This is a genomic window from Clostridium sp. UBA1652, from assembly GCF_002320975.1.
Taxonomy (GTDB): Bacteria; Bacillota; Clostridia; order Clostridiales; family Clostridiaceae; genus Clostridium_T; species Clostridium_T intestinale.
In genome coordinates, this window is the sequence record NZ_DCLI01000085.1 from 141,938 (window position 1) to 164,292 (window position 22,355).

Here is a 22,355-nt window from a genome sequence, read left to right on the forward strand (position 1 = left end):
ATAAAAATAATATGGTTCTTTGTAAAGTAATTTGCAGAGGGCTTTCTTATTTTTAGATGAGCGAAAACCTGGTTTATACTAATTTACATAAGGAGCAATAATAAGGGGAGTTGTTTTTATTCATAATAATTATATTTATATATGAATAAAAAAGTATGCGGATGTAAATATTTATTGTAACGAGAAATCTTTTGATGTAATCTAAATATAGATATAACACTAGAAATAGATAATATGATTTTAAATATGATAAAGATTATTGAGGTGGATTCATGTCAATGAGTTATAAAAAATTATGGAAAATTTTAATTGATAGAGAACTGAAAAAAAAGGATTTGATAAAACTATCCGGAATCAGTACAGCATCCATGGCAAAACTTGGAAGAAATGAAAATATTACAACTGAAATATTAGCTAAGATTTGCAATGCTCTTAAAGTTGACATAGGAGATATCATGGAAGTTTTACCAAAAGAAAGTGGTGAGAATTATGAAAAACAAAAAACTTCAAATAAGAAATAGTACTGCTGAATTTTTGATATTTACGGCGGAGGCTGGTGAAAAATCAATTGAAGTTATGTACGCAGAAGAAAATGTTTGGGCAACTCAGGATATGATGGCAAGATTATATGATACTACAAAATCTAATATTAGCCTACATTTGAAAAATGGATATACAGAAAAAGAGATAGATGAAGAGGCAACTGTTAAGAAATTCTCAACAGTTCAAACTGAAGGTGAGCGCAAAGTACAACGTAACCGTAAATTTTATAGTTTGGAAGCAATTATCTCAGTTGGCTTTAAGGTAAATTCAACACGAGCAGTCCAATTCCGCCAGTGGGCAATTAATATCTTAAAAAACTATTCTGTAAAAGGGTATATAATAGATAATGATCGAATGAAAAACGGTGCTTTTCTTGATGAGGATTATTTTGAACACCTACTTGATGAAATTAGAGAAATCAGGGCAAGTGAGAGGAGATTTTATCAAAAAATTACCGATATTTATGCAACGGCAATGGATTATAATGTGAATTCGCCAACTACAAAAGAATTTTTTGCAGTTGTACAAAATAAGCTTCATTTCGCAATCCATGGGCATACAGCTGCAGAAGTTATCATGAAGAGAGCAGATGCTACTAAGGAACATATGGGGTTAACCACATGGAAGAATGCTCCAGATGGAAAGATTGTGAAACGAGATGTATCGATTGCAAAAAACTATCTGGTAAAAGAGGAATTAGAAAACTTGGATAGAATTGTAAGTATGTATCTTGATTATGCAGAAGATCAAGCAAGAAGACGAATCCCAGTGACTATGGAGGATTGGGCAAAGAAATTGAATGCATTTTTACAATTTAATGAACGAGAAATCCTTGAAAATAGTGGTAAAGTAACATCTGAGATGGCTAAAGCATTTGCAGAAAGTGAATTTGAAAAATATAGAATTACTCAAGATCGAATATTCAAAAGTGATTTTGATAGGTTGATTGATAAATTATAATTAAGTGATGAGCATGTTATATTAAGAAAGATTGAATTGTTCAATAATAAAGCAAGAAAGAATATTTTAAATGATAAACTGAAATATATAAATATCATGGGGGTGACAAGATGAAGGATGAAGATAATTTAAAGGATAGTCTTGAAAAATTGCAGAAATTAGCGAAAGAAAGAACGGTGAAAACACAGAATATAGAATATGACTTAGAAACACTCGTGAAAAAAATAAAGAAAGGAATTATCAAGTTAAATCCGGATTATCAAAGAAATCATAGATGGAATAATGTAGCATCATCAAAATTAATTGAAAGTTTAATACTGAACATTCCTATTCCAACAATATATTTATCTCAAGATGTTGATGTTGATGAAGAGGTAGAGGAAGATATATCTCGTTATTCTGTCATAGACGGACAACAGAGATTAACAGCTATAAATGAATTTATGACAAATACCTTTGCTCTTGAAGGGCTTGAGGCATTGAAACCTTTAAATGGATCGTATTATAAAGATTTACCACCGTTCTTAGTAAGAAGACTAGAAGAACGTACAATAAAATGTTTAAGAATTGATTCTACAATAGATACTCAAGTAAAATATGATATTTTTGAAAGACTTAACTCAGGAGCAGTACAACTTGAAGCTCAAGAATTAAGAAATGCAATATACCGAGGAAAATTTAATGATTTGATAAAAGTATTAGCTCAATATGAAAAATACATGAAATTACTTAATATAAATCTTCGTGATGTAGATAATGAAGTTAAAGTAAAAAAAATGCAAGACGTCGAATATGTATTACGTTTTTTTGCTCTGGATAACAATGAAGTTAATTTAATGAAAAAATCCTTTAAGAAATTTTTGTCAGAACAGATGGAAAAGTATAATAAACTAAGTGAAGATGAATTGGAAATTATGAAAAAGCACTTTACTGAAGTTATTGATATAATATATAAAAATTTTGGAGAGAAAGCTTTTGCAAAATATAAGTATGAATCTAATTCGTACGTTTTACAGTCAAGCTTTAATGCTGCAGTATATGATGCATTAGCTATAGCAGTATCTGAAAATAAACGTAATGGTACTCTGAAAATAAACAGTAATAATGTTAAAGCTTTTGGGGAGTTATTTAAAGATAAAGAATTTTATGATGATATTTCAGGAAGTACAAATGATAAATCGAAAATTATTTCTAGAATTGAAAGAGTAAGGGGGGTATTGTCATAAATGAGCACATTGTCAGGTGATTTTTTTCAAGACTTTGATGCTCGTTGGAATGAAGTTGATATATTAATAAATATGGCAGATGAATTGAGTGATGATGATCCTAAATTTCAGGTTATATGTAGAGCTACTATTGTATTAATGGTAGCAAATCTAGAAGGGTTTTTAAGTGAATCATTGAAGTGCCTAATTGGAGATATTAATAGTAATCAATACTTTAAATATACATCAGAGAAAATGAAAGAAACTTATTGTATGCAGTTTTTTGATTCTAATGAGAAGGGCAATGAGAAAAAAATTAGAAAGTTGATAACTATTTTTGATGAATTGGATACAAAATACACTATTGAACCATTTTTGTATGAAAATAATAAAAATCCAAAAGCTTCTGTAGTTGAAAAAATATTTGGTGAAGTTGGAGGGAGAAATTTTTTTGGTTTCATAACTGATTGTGATATTGAAAAGGTATTTGAAAATGATATCCAATTTAATATTACTCTTATTTCCAAAATGAAACAAGTGTTGATAAATGGTACTGTAGAGTTTCCTTATTTAATAGATATCGATAATATAGGGTTTAATTTGGAGAATAGTAGAGTGGATAAGGATTGCTTGTGGCAAGTGTTTATTAATCAAACATTAAAATCAAGAAATTCTGTTGCTCATGGAATTTCACGAGACAATAACATGTTACTATCAGAAATAAAAGAGACAAAAGAGAAAATAGTCATTTTGCAATTATCATTTGCTATACTACTTTTTATGAAGGCGATAAAGTCTTTGTAGCAATGTTTCTTAAATAGTTCACATTAGCACCAACAAGTAAATGTTCTGTCATATCATATTCAGAAAGAAAATATAAAGAATGTAACTTATCTAAAGAAGAGAAACAAGCAATTTCTTATGTTATTTATTCAATTCAAATTGTCTGTATTGCTTACTTTAGTAAATTCAATAAATATAAAAACTTGGCTGATATTAATATAGAGATGTTAAAGTTTTTGTATGAGAATGAAGAGAAACTAATTATTAATTAAGAAAAATATGCCAAAATATTTATTTTCCATAACTTAAAGTATATAATTAAGTTAAGTACAGGAATACTAATGTTGAGTTTCAAAATGAAGAAGGAGGAATGAAAGTGTTCGATAATGTAGATCAATTAGCAGTAAATACAATACGTACTTTAAGTATGGATGCTATTCAAAAAGCAAATTCAGGTCATCCAGGATTACCAATGGGAGCAGCTCCTATGGCATATGCTCTTTGGAGCAAACATCTAAAGGTGAGTCCAAAATCTTCAAAGTGGGTAGATAGAGATCGCTTTATTTTATCAGCAGGACATGGATCAGCTATGCTTTATAGCTTGTTACATTTAGCTGGATTCGATGTAACTATAGATGACTTAAAAGAATTTAGACAATGGGGAAGTAAAACGCCAGGACATCCTGAGGTGCATCACACTCATGGAGTTGAAGCTACTACAGGACCACTTGGCCAAGGAATAGCTATGGCTGTAGGTTTTGCTATGGCAGAAGCTCATTTATCAGCAGTTTATAATAAACCTGAATATGAGGTAATAAATCATTACACATATGCTATTTGTGGTGATGGAGACTTGATGGAAGGTGTATCACAAGAAGCAACTAGTATGGCTGGACATATGAAACTTGGAAAACTTATCTTGCTTTATGATTCAAATGATATATCTCTTGATGGGCCTACATCAAAGGCATTTACAGAAAATGTTGGAAAACGCTTTGAAGCTCAAGGCTGGCAATATATACTTGTTAAAGATGGAAATGATTTAGCTACAATATCTAAAGCTATAGAAGAAGCTAAGTTAGAAAAAGATAAACCTACTATAATAGAAGTGAAAACTGTAATAGGTTTTGGAGCACCTAATCAAGGTACATCAAAAGTTCATGGTGCACCACTTGGAGCAGAAGGGGTACTTCATGCTAAAAAGAGCTATGAATGGGCCCATCAAGATTTTGAGGTTCCAGAGGAAGTAGCTAAGAGATTTAAAGAAACTATTGTGGCTTCAGGAGAAAATGAAGTAGAGAAGTGGAAAGATCTATTTGATGGATATAAAAAAGCTTATCCAGAGCTTGCAGCTCAATTTGAAGAGGCATTTTCAGAAGAACTTCCTAAAGGATGGGATAAAGATTTACCAGTATTTGAAGAAGGTTCAAGTGCAGCTTCTCGTGTAACTAGCAATCAAACTATTCAAACACTTGCAAAGAATATTCCTAACTTCTGGGGTGGTTCAGCAGATTTATCATCTTCTAATAATACTATGATAGCTGGACAAAAAGATTTTGAACCAGGTCAATATGAGGGTCGTAATATATGGTTTGGAGTTAGAGAATTTGCCATGGCAGCAGTTATGAATGGAATTGCGTTACATGGTGGAACAAGAGTTTATGGAGGTACATTCTTTGTATTTGTAGATTATATAAAAGCAGCTATTAGACTGGCGGCGCTACAAAATCTTCCTGTAACTTATGTCTTAACTCATGACTCAATTGCAGTTGGAGAAGATGGGCCTACTCATGAACCTATAGAACAATTATCAAGCTTACGTGGATTACCAAACCTAAATATAATTCGCCCAGCAGATGGTAATGAAGTAGTTGAGGCTTGGAAACTTGCAATAACATCAAAAGATCATCCAACATTATTGGTGCTTACTCGTCAAAACTTACCAGTAATTCATGGAACAAAGGAATTAGCTCCTGGTAATCTAAAAAAAGGTGCATATGTACTATCACCTCAAAAAGGAGCAAAACCTGAAGGTATATTAATAGCAACTGGATCAGAAGTTAACTTAGCAATAAATGCTCAAAAGGCCTTATTAGAAAAAGGAAAAGATATTTCAGTAGTATCTATGCCTAGTATGGATTTATTTGAAAAGCAAGATAAAGCTTACAAAGAATCAGTACTTCCTAATGATGTTCGCAAACGTCTAGCTATAGAGATGGGAGCAAGTTTTGGTTGGGAAAGATATGTAGGACTTGATGGAGCAACGCTTACTATAGACCATTTTGGAGCAAGTGCACCAGGACCAAAGGTAATAGAAGAGTTTGGATTCACTGTAGAAAATGTAGTTAAAAAGTATTTAGAATTATAATTTTTAGAAGGATGTTGTGTAAAGCAGCATCCTTTTTATATAGTTATATTTAAATAAAAGATATAAATGTCTGTATTTAAAGTCAAATTTTTTATAAAAAAACAAAAGAGGAATAATGTCGATTAAATTATTTATTTTACGACAAAATTCTACTTACATATTTTTGAATATGTGTTATATTATCTTAAGTAAACAAGCTTGTTACATAATAATTTTTTGGGAGAGTGATTTGATGAAAAAGTTTTTAGTTACATCTTTATTAGGGATTTCTTTAATAGCAATGACAGGAATATCAGCTTTTGCTGTATCTTTCTTTCAATCTAGCGGAAATACAAGGAACTTACCAGGATCTGATAAATGGACAAGAGGTATATATTCAGGAGGGAATGGCTATTATATGGCTTATAGCTATTACTCTAATTCTGCCAATAGTCATGCAGCTAAAGCTGTATTAAGTGGTTCGTCTGTAACTAGTGCACTTACAGCACCTGGAGTAACTGCTAATGCTAGTTCTGATAGTTATCCATCTTATGATACTGCTAGAATATATGCTGCAACATATACATCATCTTGGAAGTATGTAAGAGATGATGGAGCTGGAGATTATGTAGTTTCTGGTTGGTAAAATAATAAATTAAATTGGAGGAGAGACATTGAAAAAGTTTATTACAGCATTGCTTTTAACAATTTCAATGTTCTCTTTTTTCATATTATATAAAGAGCAAAAAGAAACTCAAATATTTAATATGAAAAATGTAGAACGTCATTTACCGAATAGCTATGAAGTTATTATACCATCTAAAATTAATTCATTTCCTAAAGAAGCTCAATATAAAAAAATATTAGATTCTTCTAATGGACAGGATTCATCAATATATTTCACCAGAATTGAGAGAAATGGAAAAGAAGAAAAGATAATCAAATATATATATTCTACAAATGATGATTATATAGATAATTTTAAGCTTGTATGGGGGAAAAAATTAGATAAGACATTAATGGATAGTGATTATTTTTTATCTACAGAGGATACTGGAGAGGAAAATCAGATAGGAAGAATTGCTAGTTTTGATGGAATAAATATGGAAATACGAACAATTCAAAGCATGTTGAATGAGGGTCTCTTTTTAGATGGACCTTGTACTGTGACTGTTCCAGAAGGAAAAGGTATTGAGTTTTTTACTGATGGATTAAAGGATGGATTAGGAATAAGAACTATAGATGCATCTGTGTCAAGAGACATAGGAGGAGTTGTAAAAAACAGTCATTTAGAGATAGCTGTATTATTTTTTATGATTATGCTATTAATTTTGTATGATGTATTGAAATCATATAAAAAAGTTGCTGTAGAAAAATTGTTAGGATTTTCAACCTTAGATATATGGAAAAAAAGAATAGTTATAATATTGCTTTTGCAATTCATAACTATTATTGTTTCAATAATTATTATGAGTTTAATACTGTTTAAAGAGTTTAATATATATCATTTATATTTCTTAAAAGACCTAGTACTCAAATATATAGTTTTAACTTTGCTCACATTTATAACAGCCTCTATACCATTTGTTTATGTAGGGAATATCAAAGTAACAGTAGCTATAAAGAATAACCAACCAACAAAAGAAATATTGTTTTTTAATACTATAATTAAGGTAATACTATTTACTGGGTTAATATTTTTTATTAATAAGCAGGTTATAAATTATGACAATATAAAAAAAGCTTTTGATGATTCTTATAAAAAATGGGAAGAGGTTTCTAATTATAGAGTACTAAGTTTAAATAAAATGAGTTTAGAAATGCAGTTTTCAGATACTAATATAGAAATTTATAAATACTTTAATGAGAGAGGAGCTATATTTGCTGAATTTGAAAGTTATACTAAAATAAGTAAGGAGTTAAATAAAGATTTACCAGACACTAATAGATTTGCTTTGATTAATTCTAATTATTTACTTGAAAATCCAGCATATGATTTAAACGGAGATAAGGTTTCGATATCTGAGAATGACGATAGTTGGATATTATTAGTACCTGATAAATATAAAGACAAAGAGAATGAGATTAAGGAATTTCATCAAAGGTGGATAAATTCATTTCCTGATATTCGACGTGAGATTAAGATAATATGGACTAAATCAGGACAAAAGTTCTTTTCTTATAATTTTATGGTTAATGGAGATGAAGGATACTATGTAACTGATCCTATTTTGTTTGTTGGTACAGAAAAAGGAGGGCTCCCAATGTGGAATTCTCAATTATTTAATGTTCAAGGAAATCCATTTAAGGTTAAGGTAGACCCTAGTATGACTGATAAAGAGTTCATAGAGCCAATTCTAAATGAATTTGGATATTTATCATATGGACTTAATATAAATTATGCAGATGAACAAGTTGCGTCTACAACAAAAGAGTATAAAGAGATGTTTGTATGGATTGTTACAGGAATACTTTCGACTTTACTTATTATAGTGATAATTATAATTCAAAATGTGTATAACTTTTTTGAGCAGTTTAAAATAAGATTAGCTATAAAAAAGCTATATGGATATGGAAATATAGAAAAATATAAAGAATATTTTATTTTAATTATGGTAAGTTGGGTAATTACTATACTAATTTCAGCTACATTTTCACTAGCATCGCTTAAAGTTATTATAATAGTATTTATACTAGGTTTTTCTATAGAATCTATGGTATCCCTTATAATGCTAAATAGGATTGAAAAGAAAAAAATTGTAGAATTTATAAAGGGAGGAGCATAGGGTTGGCAATAATAGAATTAAAGAACATAATAAAAAAGTATGGAACTAAAAAAGTACTTGATAATTTTTCGATGGAAATTAGTAAAGGTGAGATGATAGCTATAACTGGACCAAGTGGAAAAGGGAAAACCACAATATTAAATATAATAGGGCTTTTGGAAAAGTTTGATGAAGGTGAATTAATAATAGATGGAGAAAGTAATCTAAAGCCGAATTCTATGAAAGCAACAAAGATATTGAGGGAAAAGATAAGTTATTTGTTTCAGAATTTTGCATTGGTAGATGATGAAACGGTATATTACAACTTAGATTTAGCTTTAAGATATGTTAAGGTAAGTAAAAAAGAAAAAAAAGTACTTATGGAAAAAGCTTTATCTGATGTTGGATTATCTGGGTGTGGAAATAGCAAAATATTTGAATTAAGTGGAGGAGAACAGCAGAGGATTGCTCTAGCTAGGATTATACTTAAACCTTGTAAAATTGTGTTGGCAGATGAACCAACAGGGTCTTTAGATGAAGAAAATTCAATTAATATATTAAGATTATTAGCCTTATTAAAAGAAAAAGGAAAAACAATAATAATCGTAACTCATGATAAAAATGTGGCAGATAAATGCGATAGGGTTATAATCATTTGATATGGTTATAGGGTATTTTTATAAAAAGATACCCTATATTTTTTTGTGAAAATTTATAAATAGATTAATAAAACTCTTGCTCATGACGTAACGTCGTATATTATAATTAAATTAAGGGGTGGTAGAAAATGGAGAATATCAAAATGATGACTGTGGGAGAACTTGCAAAGGAAGCCAATGTTTCTGTAAGAACTCTTCAGTATTACGATAAAATAGATATTTTGAAACCTTCAAGTTTTAGCGAAGGGGGAAGAAGATTATATAACAGTAAAGATATGGCGTTACTTCATCAGATAATTACCTTAAAATCTTTAGGGTTTTCTTTAAATGATATAAAGGATAGAATAATGCCTGTTAATAAGCCAAGTGATGCTACAAAAATACTAAATACTCAGGCAGAAATAATTAGAGATAAGATATCTAAGCTTCAAAAATTAGAGGAATCTATAAATATGTTAAGTTATGAAATAAAAGAAACTAACAATATTGATTGGTCTAAATATGCTAAGATGATGAATCTGGTAAATGAAAATAATGAGTTTTACTGGGTGGTTAATCATTTAGATGAAAATACGCTAAATACTTTGGCTGAGGGTTATGAAAATAATAAATCGGATACTTCTATAGATTGGTGGAAATCAGGCTGTGAAAAGGCTATCGAACTTGAGAGTAAGGGCCTTGATCCAGAAAGTTTTGAAGGACAAGAGCTTGCAAAGGAGTGGTGGGGGAACATCATGAAGTTTACTAATGGTAATAGTGAGGTGTTTGGAAAGCTCATGGATTTTCGTGAAGATGTAGATAACTGGCCAGAAGATTTCAAGATACTTTTGAAAAGAGCAGATGATTATATTAATAAAGCCTTAGAAACTTATATAATAAAAAACAATATAGAAATTCCAGAAGGAATAGGAGGGGAATAAAATGTGTGTAGCCTTAAAGGTTAATAATCTAAAGAAAAGCTATGGGGATTTCCAGGTTTTAAAGAGTATTGATTTTGATGTAAATGAAGGGGAGATATTTGGGATACTTGGACCAAATGGAGCAGGAAAAACAACTACCTTAGAATGTATTGAGGGAATAAAGTCTTTTGATAGTGGAATTATTGAGGTTTTTGGTAAGGACATAAGGAAAGATACTTCTTGTGAAAATCTAATAGGAGTTCAGCTTCAATCTACTTCACTTCAAGAAGATATAACAGTTTTAGAAGCTATGAAGTTTTTTTGCAAGTGGAGGAAGCTAGAAACAAGAGTTGATCTTTTAGATAAGTTTGGGCTTAAAGAACAGTACAAAAATCGTTATGGAAATTTATCTACTGGTCAAAAAAGAAGACTTCATTTGTCTTTGGCTATAGCTAATAATCCAAAACTTCTAATATTAGATGAACCTACAGCAGGTTTAGATGTTGAAGGAAGAGTAGCTCTTCATGAAGAGATAAGAAAACTTAAGGAGGAAGGGGTAACTATAATATTAGCAAGTCATGATATGGCTGAGGTTGAAGCCTTATGTGATAGGCTTGTGATAATAGTTAAAGGTGAAGTTAGAGCCTTGGGCAATTCTAGAGATATAGTAACAGAAGGAAAAAAAGAAAAGAAGATTGCAGTTAGCACCATAAATAATTCACTTCTAAAGTATACCAGATTCAAAAATTCTAGCATTGTAGATAAAACAAAATATAGCGTAACTTTATTATCAGAAAATTTAACTGAAGCAATTTCTGAAGTTGTAGATATTGTTAAAGCAGAAAAAGATTTTCTAGTAGATTTAAAGGTTGAAAGTTTATCTTTAGAAGAAAGATTTATAGAACTTATAAATATAAAGAAAGAGGTGCACTAATATGTATAGTGTTTGGCTACAATGTAAGTTAGATATTAGAAATAAAAATGTTCTGATTGTATATTATATTTTGCCCCTAATATTCTTTTTAATTATGGGTTCAGTGTTTACTACAATAGATCCAAATGCTAAAAGCAGAATAATACAGTCAATGAGTATAGTAGCAATTTCGATGGCGGCTTATCTTGGTACACCAGTACCAATAGTAGAAATATTCTCATCAGATATCAAGAAAACTTATAAGGTGGGAAACGTTCCTTTATGGGTAATATTAATAACATCCTTTCTATCAGCTTTAGTTCATATACTAATAGTTTCAGCAATAATTTTTATAATTTCCCCTATAATTTTTAAAGCAGATATACCAAATAATATATTAATGTATTTTTTGTTTTTGATCTTAGTTATCTCAGTTAGTTCTATAATCGGAATTTTAATAGGGCTAATATCAAAAAGTAATACTGTTATGACCATGTTTTCACAATTAATATTTCTTCCATCAATGATTTTAAGTGGAACTATGTTTCCAAGAGAAATGCTTCCAACTGTTATAGGAAGGGTTTCTAATATACTTCCTGCAACTCATGGAATGAATATTTTAACTTCGCTAGGTGATGTGAATATTAAATTAATATCTCCACTATTTTTAATAGGAATTGTATCATTAGGAATTTTAGTTCTTGTTTATAGGAAAATACAGATAGATTAAGCATTTAGAAATAATGCCGTCATGTCGATTTTTGGCTGAGACCTTTTGGAGAACTATCCCAAACCCATACAACATTGTTGGAATAAAAAGTTGCTCATATATCCTGTAGAAGCTCGAGGAGCTTCATAAAAATCCTTTTCTCATCTATTCTGTAGTACACCACGAAGTGGTTACATTAAGATCCTTTTCTCATCTATCTGTAGTATATAACTAAGTGGTTGCAACAAAGTCTCCAGCTAGATTAAAATATTTTAAAAGATAATTATAAGAAAAAGAAAATTAATGATTTAAAATATACTTAAAAGGTAATAATTCAAAGGATTAATTTTTTAGGAGATGAATCCTTTGAACTATGATAACATTGCAAATTTAATTATAGAAAATAAACCTAGGGAAATAGCTGAAAAAGATTTATTTTTAAAAGAGTATGTTAAGAATGTAGGAGAACTTTTTAAACCCAATAATCATAAATCGTGTCCTATATGTAAAAGTGCAGATAATGTGATTAAATATGGTAAAAGCAATAGAGGAATACAAAGATATAGATGCAAAAAGTGTAGAAAAGTTTTTTCTGACATAACAGGATCACCTTTAAGTTACAGCAAAAAACCTATTGATTTATGGATTAAATATATGTTTTTTATAGAGGAAAGGGCAACTCTTAGACAGATAGCTAAATCTTTAAAAATAGATTTAAAAACAGCTTTTCATTGGAGGCATAAAATATTAAGCGCTGCAGGAACTAAGATAATGAATAAAAAACTCCTTAATATAGAAGTGGATGAGGTTAAAATCAAGGAAAGTTTTAAGGGAAATCATACTTTTAATAAGAACTTTCTATTTAGAAGGATAGATAAAGAAGAATATATGCTAAAAGGACAAAGGCTTAAAAGAAAAAATATTATAATCTTAAATTGTAAAGATAAATATGATAATAAATTCATAAAGCCATCTAGCAAATCAACTATTAATAGAGAAATATTAAATAAAATTTTAAAACCAATAATTAATGAGACAAGCGATTATATATCATCTCCAAGGAATTGGGCCTATTTTTATTTTGCAAAAGACAATAATATTAAAGCTAAAATAGATGGATCAATGGGTTTTAATTTAAAATATTTTAAAAAGATTGTTATTTTAAATAAAGATGGTAAGCATAATTTGAAAATTAGGAAAAGAGGGAGAGAGTTCAAACAGTTTCTGAAGGACTTTCATAACGTAGCGAGCAAATATTTAAGTTTTTATATAAATTGGTTTGTTCTTGTTTTAGAGGAATCTAATAAGTGTTTTGTATTATTCAAAAATTTTATCACAGGTAAGAAGCAACTGAAGGTATCGGATTTTAGCAATGTAAATTATAAGGGTGAAATTTTAAGGAATGAAAATATCCATAAAGAGAGTGCTTGTGGGATTTAATAGGAGTCCTAATACCGCCAACTTTTATTTCCAACAATGTTGTAAGAAGTTTAGGTAAGTGTATAAGATAAAGCAGACATAAAGCGACAAATTTAGAAAGAGAAGCAATGGTTATAGAAACTTTATTTCTAATTAGAAAAGACTGCGCAATAAGATTTTTAATCTTTATTGAAGCGGTCTTTTTGAACGAAAAAACCATTGACTATAGATATAGCCAGTGGTAAAATTATTACTTGAAACAATGAAAAGTATATATAATTTAATATTAACATATTTAAAACAAAAAGTCAATAGTAAAATATAAAATTTTAGGAGAGGATTTTATGGAAGAAAATAAACTTATGAAAATTTCTGATTCTGTAGTAACTAAACAGACTTTTATGGAGATTAAAGCCTTTAATGAAGAAACCCTAGAATATGGATTAAAACTTTCTGATGAGGACATAAAAACCATATTAAGAACAAGAAGCGAATCTTTAAGGAATAATGGTAGAGTTGAGTTTGGTGGAGCAATAATTAAAAATATCATAGAAGTATTTTGTGATTCACCATACATTTCTCAATATAACTATTTAGAGACTTTAGATGAACTTATAGAAATTTTTTATTATTACAAAAACGAAACTTTAGATTTTGTAGGTGATGATGAATTAATAGAAATCATGAAAAATTATTTTGATAATGAGTGTCAAGGTTCGCTAGAACAGCTAAGAGATAAGTATTTAGATTCCATAGCCCACAATATTAAATATGGCGTAAAAGATTATTTGAAGATTGATGATAAAGAGGAGGATCAGGAGGAAGATGAACAACAAGATTATTAATAAAGAAGATCTACTTGAAAATCAACTAAATGATGAGCATTATCTTCAATCTCTGTTACAAGTTTTGCACTTAAACAGATTTTTAACCATAGAAGAGGTAGAGAATATCCAACTCCTGATTTTAAACATTTTAACTGAAACTCTAGGTTATTACACTAGAAATGAAAGTTCATCAGTAAGAGTTGAGGTTGCAGATAAAATCATGTTATCTATTTATTACACAATAGGCCTATCACTAAAAAAAGAGGCACATGTTAATGCTAAGCTAAGAGCCATGAAACAGCTTAAAATCAAGAAATTATTTAAGGATGGAGAAGAAATAATCAAAGAAAAAGTAAAAGAATGTGAAAATCTATTAAAACAGGTACATGAAACAAGACTTGAAACTATAAATTATGCCTATGTAGATACTTTGGAGTATGGAATTCCCTTGTTTTTTAAGGAGTATGATGTTAGGTTTGGGGCCCATGAAACTCAAGGATCTATAGATTACCCTCTTGGATATGATGAAATGAAACTTGTTGGAGTTGAATATATAGAAGATTACTTAAAGAAAATTGATATGGAAAATAAGTTTTGTTCTTATTTTAAACAAGAAGACATAGAAGCCTTACTAAAAGGCTTTAATGTTCAATCACATCATCTGCTTATTAATATCTTCACCCTTGTACTCACGAATTCACTCGGGTGTTCATTAGCTGGAAAAGAAATAACAAAATTAGATATCAGCGAAGGTGATAGAATATATCTAAAGGATAAATTAGAAACATCTGATGATTTTAATAAAAGTATTTATGATGGAACAGAAAAGATAATCAAGAGTTTATCTATTAAAAATCAAAACATGATTGAATATATAAAAATAGTTGTAGAAAAACTCATACCACATATAAAAATCAGTCTGGAGAATGATAGGTTAGAAATGATATTCCTTAGCTTAGATAAATCATCTGAAGATATCATTGAATATGAAGATGGGGAAAGCCTAGATAACAGTATATTCAAAGAAATAACAGAAGAAATCAGAGATTGTGAAGATGTGAAAGAAAAAATAGAGATAATCAGAGAAGAATTTCATAGCCTAAATGATTTAGTTGATGTATTAGGTGCTGATTGTATTTTTGAAGACGAGTTTATAGAATTATTCAAGGTATTAGATGATTTTGAAATAGCTTTACTTTTAAAAGAAATATCTAATGAGTATGATGAATATGATTATGGTACGGAAAGTGAAAAAGAGTGGCATGAAAAGCTACATCAATATCTAGATATTATTGATCCAAAAAGAAAAGAAGAAATAATGAAGTTATCTAAAGGGGTTAATGTCTAATAAGGTGGATTCATTTCTAGAGTTTTTTCATATAATACATGGAACTTTTAAATAGGGAGCTGATATATATGAAGAAATATGAAAGCCTTGAGGCTGCAATGAAGGCTAGTGAAAATGATGAGTTAGAAGACATGTTTTTAGTTGATGTAAATCTCAGTGAAGAAACAACACATAAAATATTAGAAATAATAAAGGTTCATAAAGAGCCTGATATTGGTATGAGCAGTGTATTAAATGATGCTATATGTAGCTACTATGATAATGAAATCAATAAGAAGAAAACTAAGAAAAATAAAAAAGACAAGGAAGTTAAGAAATCAGCAAATATAAATCTTGATAGTCAGGAAGGAGATGAATACGAGGCTTTAGCTGATTTTTTATATGGTGATGTTGTACCTGATGGAAGAATTATAAAAGAGTTTAATATAAAAGATCTAGTACAAATTAAAATGGATAAAAATACGAAAAGGTTGGAAAGCTCAAAAGATAATATAGAAATTCAATCACTTGTAGTAAATGAAAATAATCCTATAAAATCCACAAAAGGTGACATTGAAATCTTTCGTATTACAGAGAATGGAAAGAAAGCTATAGATAATCAAAAAGAAAGTATAACGACTTCATCAGAAACATTAAGTCAAAAATATGATAATCCCTTTGATGATGAAGTAAACTTAAATGCAAATTATGAAGATATGAGACTGTCTTTAATCAAAGAATATCTTTATGATACAGGAAATGAACTATATGAAGAGATATCAAAACTTTCAAAAGAAGAGCTGTTAAAAAAATTAGATATGATTGATGATGAACTAAGACCTAAGAATATAGGTCTTTTGATTTTTTCTGATAGTCCAGAAAAATTCATTCCAGGTTGTCAACTTGAATTGGTTCATTTTCTTGGAACAACTTGTGATGGTTTTATAGAAAAGAAGTTTCATGGGCCTATTCATGAGCAAATAAAAGCAGTTTTGAGCTATATAGAGAACGCCATTATTAAATCAAAAAATATAGATGGTGAGATATTTTTTAACTATCCATTAAAGGCTATAAAAGAAGCTATAGTAAATGCTTTTTACCATAGAGATTACGCACAAAATACCCCCATAGAAGTGAGAATAGATAAGGAAAAGATTGTAGTTGTAAGTTATCCTGGTCCAGATAAGTTTATAGCAAAGGGAGATATAGATAAGGGTGAAGTTACAGCTAGAATTTATAGAAATAGAAGAATAGGTGAGTATTTAGAAAGTTTGGGACTTGCAAATGGAAATGCTGTTGGATTAGCCAGAATGATAAAAGCTATGAAAGATAACAATTCACCAGAGCCTATATTTGAAACTGATGATAGCAGGGCATATTTCATAGTCAAATTATATGAAAACACTTGTTATTTTGATGATGAATATCAAGACTTATACATTGATGAAAAACAACAAAAAGATGTTTTCATAGGAAAAGTTGAAGACCAGATATTAGAACTTTTAGCTGATGGGCCTTTATCAAAAAAAGAAATATCAGAATATCTAGGATATGAAAATGTACCAGGAAATATAAAAAGATCACTATGTAAGTTGTTAGAAAAGAAGCTTATAACTTATACGATACCAGAGAATATAAGAAGTAAGGGGCAGAAGTATAGGATTTTATAGCTGGATATTAATAATTAATTATTGAAAGTTAAAAGTGAAGGTTAAACTCAATAAATCTGAGATTCCTTCACTTTAAGTACTATAATAAATTTCCTAAGTTTTCTACCAATTCTTCAATAGCGGATACATATTTAGTAACTATTCTATCTGCGATTTCATCAGCCATGTTTTCGTTATAAATATGAGAAGTTAAATTCCTATCTTCCAATAAGTTAATCCAAACTTTATCATCAGAAATCAAGTTGTTTACGAAAGCCTTTTTAAATATAGTACGAGGAAATGAGTTTTCTAACGTTACACCTAAGTATTTCATGAATTCTTTTAGGGTTTTATGAGTAAGTTCATAGGTGAATTCAAATCTTTGTATTAAACTATCTCTTATAATATCATTTTTCCCATCATAAATATCACTTACTTCTTTTAACCTAGAATAGGCATTTTTTAAATTCATAAATTTAAAATCAACACTTCTCATATATAATAATCCCTTCTTTGTTAACTTGCTCAATAAAAAATTCATCCTTTACTGTACGCATATTTGAAAAATCAAATTCTAATAGAGTTCTAGTATTATTCTCCATATCTTCAATGAAATCTGAAAAGTTAGAATTGGCATATATTGCCAAATCAATATCGCTTTTAGGTGAATTATCTCCTCTTGCTCTAGAGCCAAATAAAACTACTTTTTCAATTTCGGCATGTCTTTTACATATATCAATTATTTCTTCTAAAAGTTCTTTGTTTAAGTTTATTTGTTCAAGCAGATATACCACCTCCAAGTGTTTATTTTAAACCTCTATTAGTTAATTATAACCTAATTTTTATATAGTTAAAACCAAAATGCATATAAAGAATTTAAAAGATAAAAGATTTAATAGAGCTAAGAAATACTTCTACAGTAAAAATATACTAAATTTATATTGACACTACGACAATTGTCGTATATGATTTATTTAGGTTAATAATGGAAGAAAGGATGATTATAAAATGAAGAAACTGCCTAGAACAGAGCTTCAGATAATGAAGTTTATTTGGAGCAAAAAAGATCAGGTATCTACAAAAGATGTAGCTATACATATGGAAGAAGCTTTAGAATGGAAGCTTAGTACCACATCAAAAACTCTATCAAGACTTGTGGAAAAAGAATTTCTTATAACTGAGAAAATAGGAAAACAAGTCTATTACAGCCCAATAGTAGAGGAGAATGATTATTTAAAATTTGAAACTAAAGATTTCTTTAGTTATCTACATGGAAAGTCCTTAAAAAGTATTATATCAACTTTAGAAGAGAGTGATGAAATTACTAATGAAGATTTAGATGAACTTGAAAAATGGATAAAGAATAGGTAATGGATATGAGAGAGGTTTTTTTAGAAGTTTTAAGAACAAGCTTGTTAGTAAGTATATTAATAGCTGCAATCATGTTTACGAAGGATAAGTTCTTAGTCAGATACAGTCATAGATTTAACTATTTTTTAGCGCTTATAGTTATCATAAGAATGCTTTTAGTAGTAAGCATTAAGCTTAAAGTCAATATAGCTGATTTTGCAAAAGAAAGATACACCACTTACCATAAAGTTATATATAACTTCACTGAAGTGCCTGCAAACAACATAAGTCTAGTTGATTACACTTATATTGGAATGTGGATTTGGGTTATAGGGTTAATAGCAGTTTTATCCTACTATGCTTATTTTCAAGGGAGATTTTATTCAAAAATTAAAAACAATATGGCAAGTGTAACAGACAAGAGAATTGAGGGAATTTTAAATGAGGAAAGAAAAGCTTTAAGTATAACTAAAGATATAAAGGTTGAAGTAGTAAATGGACTTTCATCGCCAGCTTTAATAGGACTATTTAGGGCTACCATAATATTACCTAAGCAAGACTTTTCAAATAAAGAGTTAAGCTTAATATTTAGACATGAGTTAATTCATTTTAAAAGAAAAGATAATATTACAAAACTTCTTATGATATTAGGAACAGCAATTTATTGGTTCAATCCATTAATATATTTGTTTAGAAAATTCTTTAACGAACAATGTGAGTTATCCTGTGATGAGAAAGTTATTCATGACTCTAAAACAGAAGATATTAAAGAATATGCAATGCTTTTAGTGAAATCTGCTAGATATAAAAATACTTTAAAGCTTTCTATAATGTCATCACAGTTAACTAATAAAAAAGTAAATATAACAAAAAGGAGGGTAGAGAATATGTTAAATTTAAGATCTAAGAAAAAGGGAATAGTGGCAGGAGTAGTAACGCTAACTGTTATTGGAGGAACCTTATTTACATTAAATACAAATAAAGTATTAGCGGTTACTAATGATGAAACTTCTAATAGTCAGATAACAAATATAGAAAATCAAGAAGAGCTAGTAGAATCATATGTAAATATCAATGGAGAACGTCCTTTAATACATTATGTAACGTATGCCTCAGAAGAGTCTATTAAAGGATTCATAAAAGGACTTGAAAAAAATATTAAATCTTATGATGGAAAATCAGAGTATATATTACAAGATAAAGTTACAATATCACATAAGGATGGTGTTGAAGTAAAGACTGTTACTCCAAGAGGAGCTATATTAAAAATGGAAGTAGAAACAGGAAAAATACTTTGGTATACAGAAGAGAATGAGGTAGTTAATAAAGTCCACAAGGGGGAACTTGATTTAAATGATGTAGAAAAATATATGGAAAATAGAAAAAAATAAAAGTTAAAAGAAATATATTATTTTTAAGTAGAACTTAATATTAAAATCCTAATCACAAAAGTGCCCTGAAGCCGCATAAACACTATATATAGTTATATAGATATATAGCAAAATATATAGATATATATATTCCTCAGGAACTTATAACTACAGCATATTTCATATAATATATTATTTTTTATTTTTGTAAAAAAATGCTCCAACTACGATAAACACCTAATCATCATAGTTGGAGTAAAAAAATTACTTCTAATATTTAATCTATTAATTATAAACTGTCTTAGTAAACCCTATCCCCATTAAAAATAGAGTTCTTAACTACAACATAATCAACATTTCTTATAGCATCAAGTTTATTTCCACCTGCATAAGATATAGAAGATTGAAGATCTTGTTGCATTTCTATTAGAGTATCTTTTAATGAACCTTTATATTCAACAAACATTTTTTTACCTTCAACGTTTTTCTTTTCACCTTTTTGGAATTCTGATGCTGAACCAAAGTATTCTTTATATAACTTTCCGTCTCTCTCCATAGTTACTCCAGGTGATTCTTCATGACCTGCAAATAATGAACCTATCATAACCATAGCTGCTCCAAATCTAATTGATTTAGCTATATCACCATGAGTACGAATACCGCCATCAGCTATAATTGGTTTACTTGCAGCTTTTGAACACCAACGAAGAGCAGCTAATTGCCATCCACCAGTACCAAAACCTGTTTTTATTTTAGTTATACATACTTTACCTGGACCTATTCCAACCTTAGTTGCATCAGCTCCAGCATTTTCAAGTTCTCTTACTGCTTCAGGAGTTCCTACATTTCCTGCAATTACAAAACTTTTAGGTAGAAGAGCTTTTATGTGTTTGATCATATCTATTACTGCATTTGAATGACCATGAGCTATATCAATTGTTATAAATTCAGGGCAAAGTTTTTCATCTGCTAATTTTTCAATAAATTTATACTCTTCACTTTTAACTCCAACACTTATAGAAGCAATTAAATTACGACCTTGCATTTCCTTAATAAAATCAATTCTTTTTTCAGGATTAAAACGATGCATAATATAAAAATAGCCGTTTTCAGCTAAATAAGTAGCTATCTTTTCATCTATAATAGTTTGCATATTTGCTGGAACAACAGGAAGTTTAAAGGTATGTCCACCAAGAGTTATAGTAGTGTCACATTCTGAACGACTGTTAACTATACATTTATTTGGTATCAGCTGTATATCTTCATAATCAAAAACATTTTCCATAAACAACACCTCAAAAAGTAAAAATTTAGACTTCTCACATAATTGTTAGTATGTGAAGAAATTTGTCTATCTATGTACTAAATATAGATTAGATATTAAGCATATGTCAAGTTTATGTTAATGTGAGAAATTTAGTAGTAAAAACCTTAATCAAGCTATATAATTGATATGATGGGAAATAAAGGAGGAATGAGAATATGGTAACTTACAAAAATCTTTATGAAAACGATAATATTGAAATTGTAGAATCGAAAGGAGACATAAAAGTTCTTGAATATAGAAAGGACTTAAGTGTAAATTTTCAAACTGCTATTAATTCTTATTATGCATCACAAATGAATATAAGAAGGAGACAAGTTCTTATTGAACTTAAAGGGAATGCTTATGTTATAAGTGCAGGGGCAATGCAATGGACAGCTGGAAATGTTACTATGGGTGCTGATGTAAAAGGACTTGGTGATTTGTTTGGAAAAGCTTTATCTTCAAAAGTTACAAAAGAATCAGCAATTAAGCCTAAGTATCAAGGAAATGGATTATTGATGCTGGAGCCTACTTATAAACATATTCTTTTAGAAAATGTAGAAGACTGGGGAGGCATGGTTTTAGATGATGGATTATTTTTAGCTTGTGAATCTACTGTTCAACAAAAAGTAGTAGCTAGAACTAATATATCGTCAGCTTTATTAGCAAAGGAAGGTCTGTTTAATTTATGTCTTAAAGGAAAAGGTGTTGCAGTTTTAGAAAGTCCTGTTCCAAGAGATGAGCTAGTAGAGCTTATAGTTGAGAAAGATGAAGTTAAAATTGATGGTAACTATGCAGTAGCTTGGTCAGATACCTTAGAGCTTAGAGTTGAAAAATCAGGTAAGAGTTTAATAGGTTCAGCTGTTTCTGGTGAAGGTTTAGTTAATGTATATAGAGGCTCAGGAAGAATACTTCTTGCTCCAGTTGCGTATTAATTTATATATAGATATTAAAGAAAAGATGGAATACTATATAACGAATAATATAAGTGCTAGGAGGTAAAAGAATGTTAATACTAACAATAGAAAATGTTCCAGGAAAAGAGATAGAAGAAATAATGGGATATGTAAAAGGAAGTACAGTAAGATGTAAAAACATAGGTAAAGATATCGGGGCTGGCTTCAAAAATTTAGTTGGTGGAGAAATGAAAGGTTACACTGAAATGTTGGATGAAGCTAGGCAAATAGCTGTTGGTAGAATGGTTGATGAAGCTGAAGCTATGGGAGCTAATGCTATTATAGGAATGAGATTAGCATCTTCTTCAATTGTACAAGGTGCCGCTGAGATGGTGGCTTATGGAACAGCTGTAGTTATAAAATAGGGG

Annotated in this window: 22 protein-coding genes; 19 read left to right on the forward strand and 3 right to left on the reverse strand. The window is 29.4% G+C overall.

All coding sequences use genetic code 11. The features are described 5' to 3' along the window. Window positions 1-272 precede the first annotated feature (272 nt). From B3N22_RS18555 to B3N22_RS18625, 15 genes are all read left to right on the forward strand, one after another. Window positions 273-521 (forward strand): helix-turn-helix domain-containing protein, encoded by a 249-nt coding sequence (locus B3N22_RS18555; protein WP_286909423.1) that lies wholly within the window; start codon window positions 273-275, stop codon window positions 519-521. Beyond that, a complete protein-coding gene (locus B3N22_RS18560) occupies window positions 490-1,503 on the forward strand; it encodes a virulence RhuM family protein (protein WP_286909425.1) in 1,014 nt (337 codons plus the stop codon). The genes B3N22_RS18555 and B3N22_RS18560 overlap by 32 nt, the downstream gene beginning before the upstream one ends. Window positions 1,504-1,613: 110 nt before the next feature. Beyond that, window positions 1,614-2,729 carry a DUF262 domain-containing protein gene (locus B3N22_RS18565; protein WP_286909427.1) on the forward strand — a complete coding sequence of 372 codons (1,116 nt, stop codon included), beginning with the start codon at window positions 1,614-1,616 and terminating at the stop codon, window positions 2,727-2,729. Continuing rightward, on the forward strand, window positions 2,730-3,512 hold the full coding sequence (locus B3N22_RS18570) for an MAE_28990/MAE_18760 family HEPN-like nuclease (protein WP_286909429.1): 783 nt from the start codon (window positions 2,730-2,732) through the stop codon (window positions 3,510-3,512). It abuts the gene before it with no gap. A gap of 355 nt (window positions 3,513-3,867) precedes the next feature. Then, complete coding sequence (gene tkt / locus B3N22_RS18575; protein WP_286909430.1) at window positions 3,868-5,859, forward strand: transketolase; 1,992 nt, start codon at window positions 3,868-3,870, stop codon at window positions 5,857-5,859. Window positions 5,860-6,091: 232 nt separating this feature from the next. Further along, window positions 6,092-6,484 (forward strand): lactococcin 972 family bacteriocin, encoded by a 393-nt coding sequence (locus B3N22_RS18580; RefSeq protein WP_286909432.1) that lies wholly within the window; start codon window positions 6,092-6,094, stop codon window positions 6,482-6,484. A gap of 28 nt (window positions 6,485-6,512) precedes the next feature. Then, window positions 6,513-8,624, forward strand: coding sequence for a bacteriocin-associated integral membrane family protein (locus B3N22_RS18585; RefSeq protein ID WP_286909434.1), 2,112 nt, complete (start codon window positions 6,513-6,515; stop codon window positions 8,622-8,624). A gap of 2 nt (window positions 8,625-8,626) precedes the next feature. Next, window positions 8,627-9,262: a putative bacteriocin export ABC transporter gene (locus tag B3N22_RS18590; RefSeq protein WP_286909435.1), complete on the forward strand. Its 636-nt coding sequence runs from the start codon at window positions 8,627-8,629 to the stop codon at window positions 9,260-9,262. Window positions 9,263-9,390: 128 nt separating this feature from the next. Beyond that, the gene (locus tag B3N22_RS18595; RefSeq protein ID WP_286909437.1) at window positions 9,391-10,182 is read left to right on the forward strand and encodes a MerR family transcriptional regulator; all 792 of its coding nucleotides are present in this window, start codon (window positions 9,391-9,393) and stop codon (window positions 10,180-10,182) included. 1 nt (window position 10,183) lies between these two features. Further along, complete coding sequence (locus B3N22_RS18600; RefSeq protein ID WP_286909439.1) at window positions 10,184-11,095, forward strand: ABC transporter ATP-binding protein; 912 nt, start codon at window positions 10,184-10,186, stop codon at window positions 11,093-11,095. 1 nt (window position 11,096) lies between these two features. Beyond that, window positions 11,097-11,804 (forward strand): ABC transporter permease, encoded by a 708-nt coding sequence (locus B3N22_RS18605; protein ID WP_286909441.1) that lies wholly within the window; start codon window positions 11,097-11,099, stop codon window positions 11,802-11,804. A 345-nt stretch (window positions 11,805-12,149) separates the two neighbouring features. Next, window positions 12,150-13,223, forward strand: coding sequence for an IS1/IS1595 family N-terminal zinc-binding domain-containing protein (locus B3N22_RS18610; RefSeq protein WP_286909443.1), 1,074 nt, complete (start codon window positions 12,150-12,152; stop codon window positions 13,221-13,223). A gap of 323 nt (window positions 13,224-13,546) precedes the next feature. Further along, the gene (locus B3N22_RS18615) at window positions 13,547-14,047 is read left to right on the forward strand and encodes a DUF6323 family protein (RefSeq protein ID WP_286909445.1); all 501 of its coding nucleotides are present in this window, start codon (window positions 13,547-13,549) and stop codon (window positions 14,045-14,047) included. Continuing rightward, window positions 14,028-15,377, forward strand: a complete 1,350-nt coding sequence (locus tag B3N22_RS18620) for a DUF6179 domain-containing protein (RefSeq protein WP_286909447.1) — start codon at window positions 14,028-14,030, stop codon at window positions 15,375-15,377. The genes B3N22_RS18615 and B3N22_RS18620 overlap by 20 nt, the downstream gene beginning before the upstream one ends. A gap of 68 nt (window positions 15,378-15,445) precedes the next feature. Next, a complete protein-coding gene (locus tag B3N22_RS18625) occupies window positions 15,446-17,026 on the forward strand; it encodes an ATP-binding protein (protein ID WP_286909449.1) in 1,581 nt (526 codons plus the stop codon). Window positions 17,027-17,105: 79 nt separating this feature from the next. Here the strand turns inward: B3N22_RS18625 and B3N22_RS18630 are convergent, their stop codons facing one another. Both B3N22_RS18630 and B3N22_RS18635 read right to left on the reverse strand, forming a co-directional pair. After that, window positions 17,106-17,501: a nucleotidyltransferase substrate binding protein gene (locus B3N22_RS18630; RefSeq protein WP_286909451.1), complete on the reverse strand. Its 396-nt coding sequence runs from the start codon at window positions 17,499-17,501 to the stop codon at window positions 17,106-17,108. Beyond that, on the reverse strand, window positions 17,488-17,799 hold the full coding sequence (locus tag B3N22_RS18635) for a nucleotidyltransferase domain-containing protein (protein ID WP_286909485.1): 312 nt from the start codon (window positions 17,797-17,799) through the stop codon (window positions 17,488-17,490). The genes B3N22_RS18630 and B3N22_RS18635 overlap by 14 nt, the downstream gene beginning before the upstream one ends. 214 nt (window positions 17,800-18,013) lie before the next feature. Between B3N22_RS18635 and B3N22_RS18640 the strand changes: the two genes are divergently transcribed. Continuing rightward, entirely contained in the window at window positions 18,014-18,376 is a 363-nt protein-coding gene (locus B3N22_RS18640) for a BlaI/MecI/CopY family transcriptional regulator (protein WP_021802651.1), read from the forward strand. A 5-nt stretch (window positions 18,377-18,381) separates the two neighbouring features. Beyond that, on the forward strand, window positions 18,382-19,746 hold the full coding sequence (locus B3N22_RS18645) for a M56 family metallopeptidase (protein WP_286909453.1): 1,365 nt from the start codon (window positions 18,382-18,384) through the stop codon (window positions 19,744-19,746). Between the two features lie 280 nt (window positions 19,747-20,026). Here B3N22_RS18645 and guaC read toward each other — a convergent pair whose 3' ends face one another. Next, window positions 20,027-21,010 carry a GMP reductase gene (guaC, locus tag B3N22_RS18650; protein ID WP_286909455.1) on the reverse strand — a complete coding sequence of 328 codons (984 nt, stop codon included), beginning with the start codon at window positions 21,008-21,010 and terminating at the stop codon, window positions 20,027-20,029. Between the two features lie 197 nt (window positions 21,011-21,207). On the opposite strand from guaC, the gene B3N22_RS18655 reads away from it, so the two are divergent. Continuing rightward, on the forward strand, window positions 21,208-21,966 hold the full coding sequence (locus B3N22_RS18655; protein WP_073017397.1) for an AIM24 family protein: 759 nt from the start codon (window positions 21,208-21,210) through the stop codon (window positions 21,964-21,966). Between the two features lie 71 nt (window positions 21,967-22,037). Further along, the gene (locus tag B3N22_RS18660; protein ID WP_286909458.1) at window positions 22,038-22,352 is read left to right on the forward strand and encodes a heavy metal-binding domain-containing protein; all 315 of its coding nucleotides are present in this window, start codon (window positions 22,038-22,040) and stop codon (window positions 22,350-22,352) included. Window positions 22,353-22,355 lie beyond the last annotated feature (3 nt).

What these genes read in the sequence shown, in the direction of transcription:
- B3N22_RS18555 (WP_286909423.1), top strand. Translation starts at nt 273, where the DNA reads ATGTCAATGAGTTATAAAAAATTATGGAAAATTTTAATTGATAGAGAA.
- B3N22_RS18560 (WP_286909425.1), top strand. Translation starts at nt 490, where the DNA reads ATGAAAAACAAAAAACTTCAAATAAGAAATAGTACTGCTGAATTTTTG.
- B3N22_RS18565 (WP_286909427.1), top strand. Translation starts at nt 1,614, where the DNA reads ATGAAGGATGAAGATAATTTAAAGGATAGTCTTGAAAAATTGCAGAAA.
- B3N22_RS18570 (WP_286909429.1), top strand. Translation starts at nt 2,730, where the DNA reads ATGAGCACATTGTCAGGTGATTTTTTTCAAGACTTTGATGCTCGTTGG.
- B3N22_RS18580 (WP_286909432.1), top strand. Translation starts at nt 6,092, where the DNA reads ATGAAAAAGTTTTTAGTTACATCTTTATTAGGGATTTCTTTAATAGCA.
- B3N22_RS18595 (WP_286909437.1), top strand. Translation starts at nt 9,391, where the DNA reads ATGGAGAATATCAAAATGATGACTGTGGGAGAACTTGCAAAGGAAGCC.
- B3N22_RS18600 (WP_286909439.1), top strand. Translation starts at nt 10,184, where the DNA reads ATGTGTGTAGCCTTAAAGGTTAATAATCTAAAGAAAAGCTATGGGGAT.
- B3N22_RS18605 (WP_286909441.1), top strand. Translation starts at nt 11,097, where the DNA reads ATGTATAGTGTTTGGCTACAATGTAAGTTAGATATTAGAAATAAAAAT.
- B3N22_RS18615 (WP_286909445.1), top strand. Translation starts at nt 13,547, where the DNA reads ATGGAAGAAAATAAACTTATGAAAATTTCTGATTCTGTAGTAACTAAA.
- B3N22_RS18620 (WP_286909447.1), top strand. Translation starts at nt 14,028, where the DNA reads ATGAACAACAAGATTATTAATAAAGAAGATCTACTTGAAAATCAACTA.
- B3N22_RS18625 (WP_286909449.1), top strand. Translation starts at nt 15,446, where the DNA reads ATGAAGAAATATGAAAGCCTTGAGGCTGCAATGAAGGCTAGTGAAAAT.
- B3N22_RS18630 (WP_286909451.1), bottom strand. Translation starts at nt 17,501, where the DNA reads ATGAGAAGTGTTGATTTTAAATTTATGAATTTAAAAAATGCCTATTCT.
- B3N22_RS18640 (WP_021802651.1), top strand. Translation starts at nt 18,014, where the DNA reads ATGAAGAAACTGCCTAGAACAGAGCTTCAGATAATGAAGTTTATTTGG.
- B3N22_RS18645 (WP_286909453.1), top strand. Translation starts at nt 18,382, where the DNA reads ATGAGAGAGGTTTTTTTAGAAGTTTTAAGAACAAGCTTGTTAGTAAGT.
- guaC (WP_286909455.1), bottom strand. Translation starts at nt 21,010, where the DNA reads ATGGAAAATGTTTTTGATTATGAAGATATACAGCTGATACCAAATAAA.
- B3N22_RS18655 (WP_073017397.1), top strand. Translation starts at nt 21,208, where the DNA reads ATGGTAACTTACAAAAATCTTTATGAAAACGATAATATTGAAATTGTA.
- B3N22_RS18660 (WP_286909458.1), top strand. Translation starts at nt 22,038, where the DNA reads ATGTTAATACTAACAATAGAAAATGTTCCAGGAAAAGAGATAGAAGAA.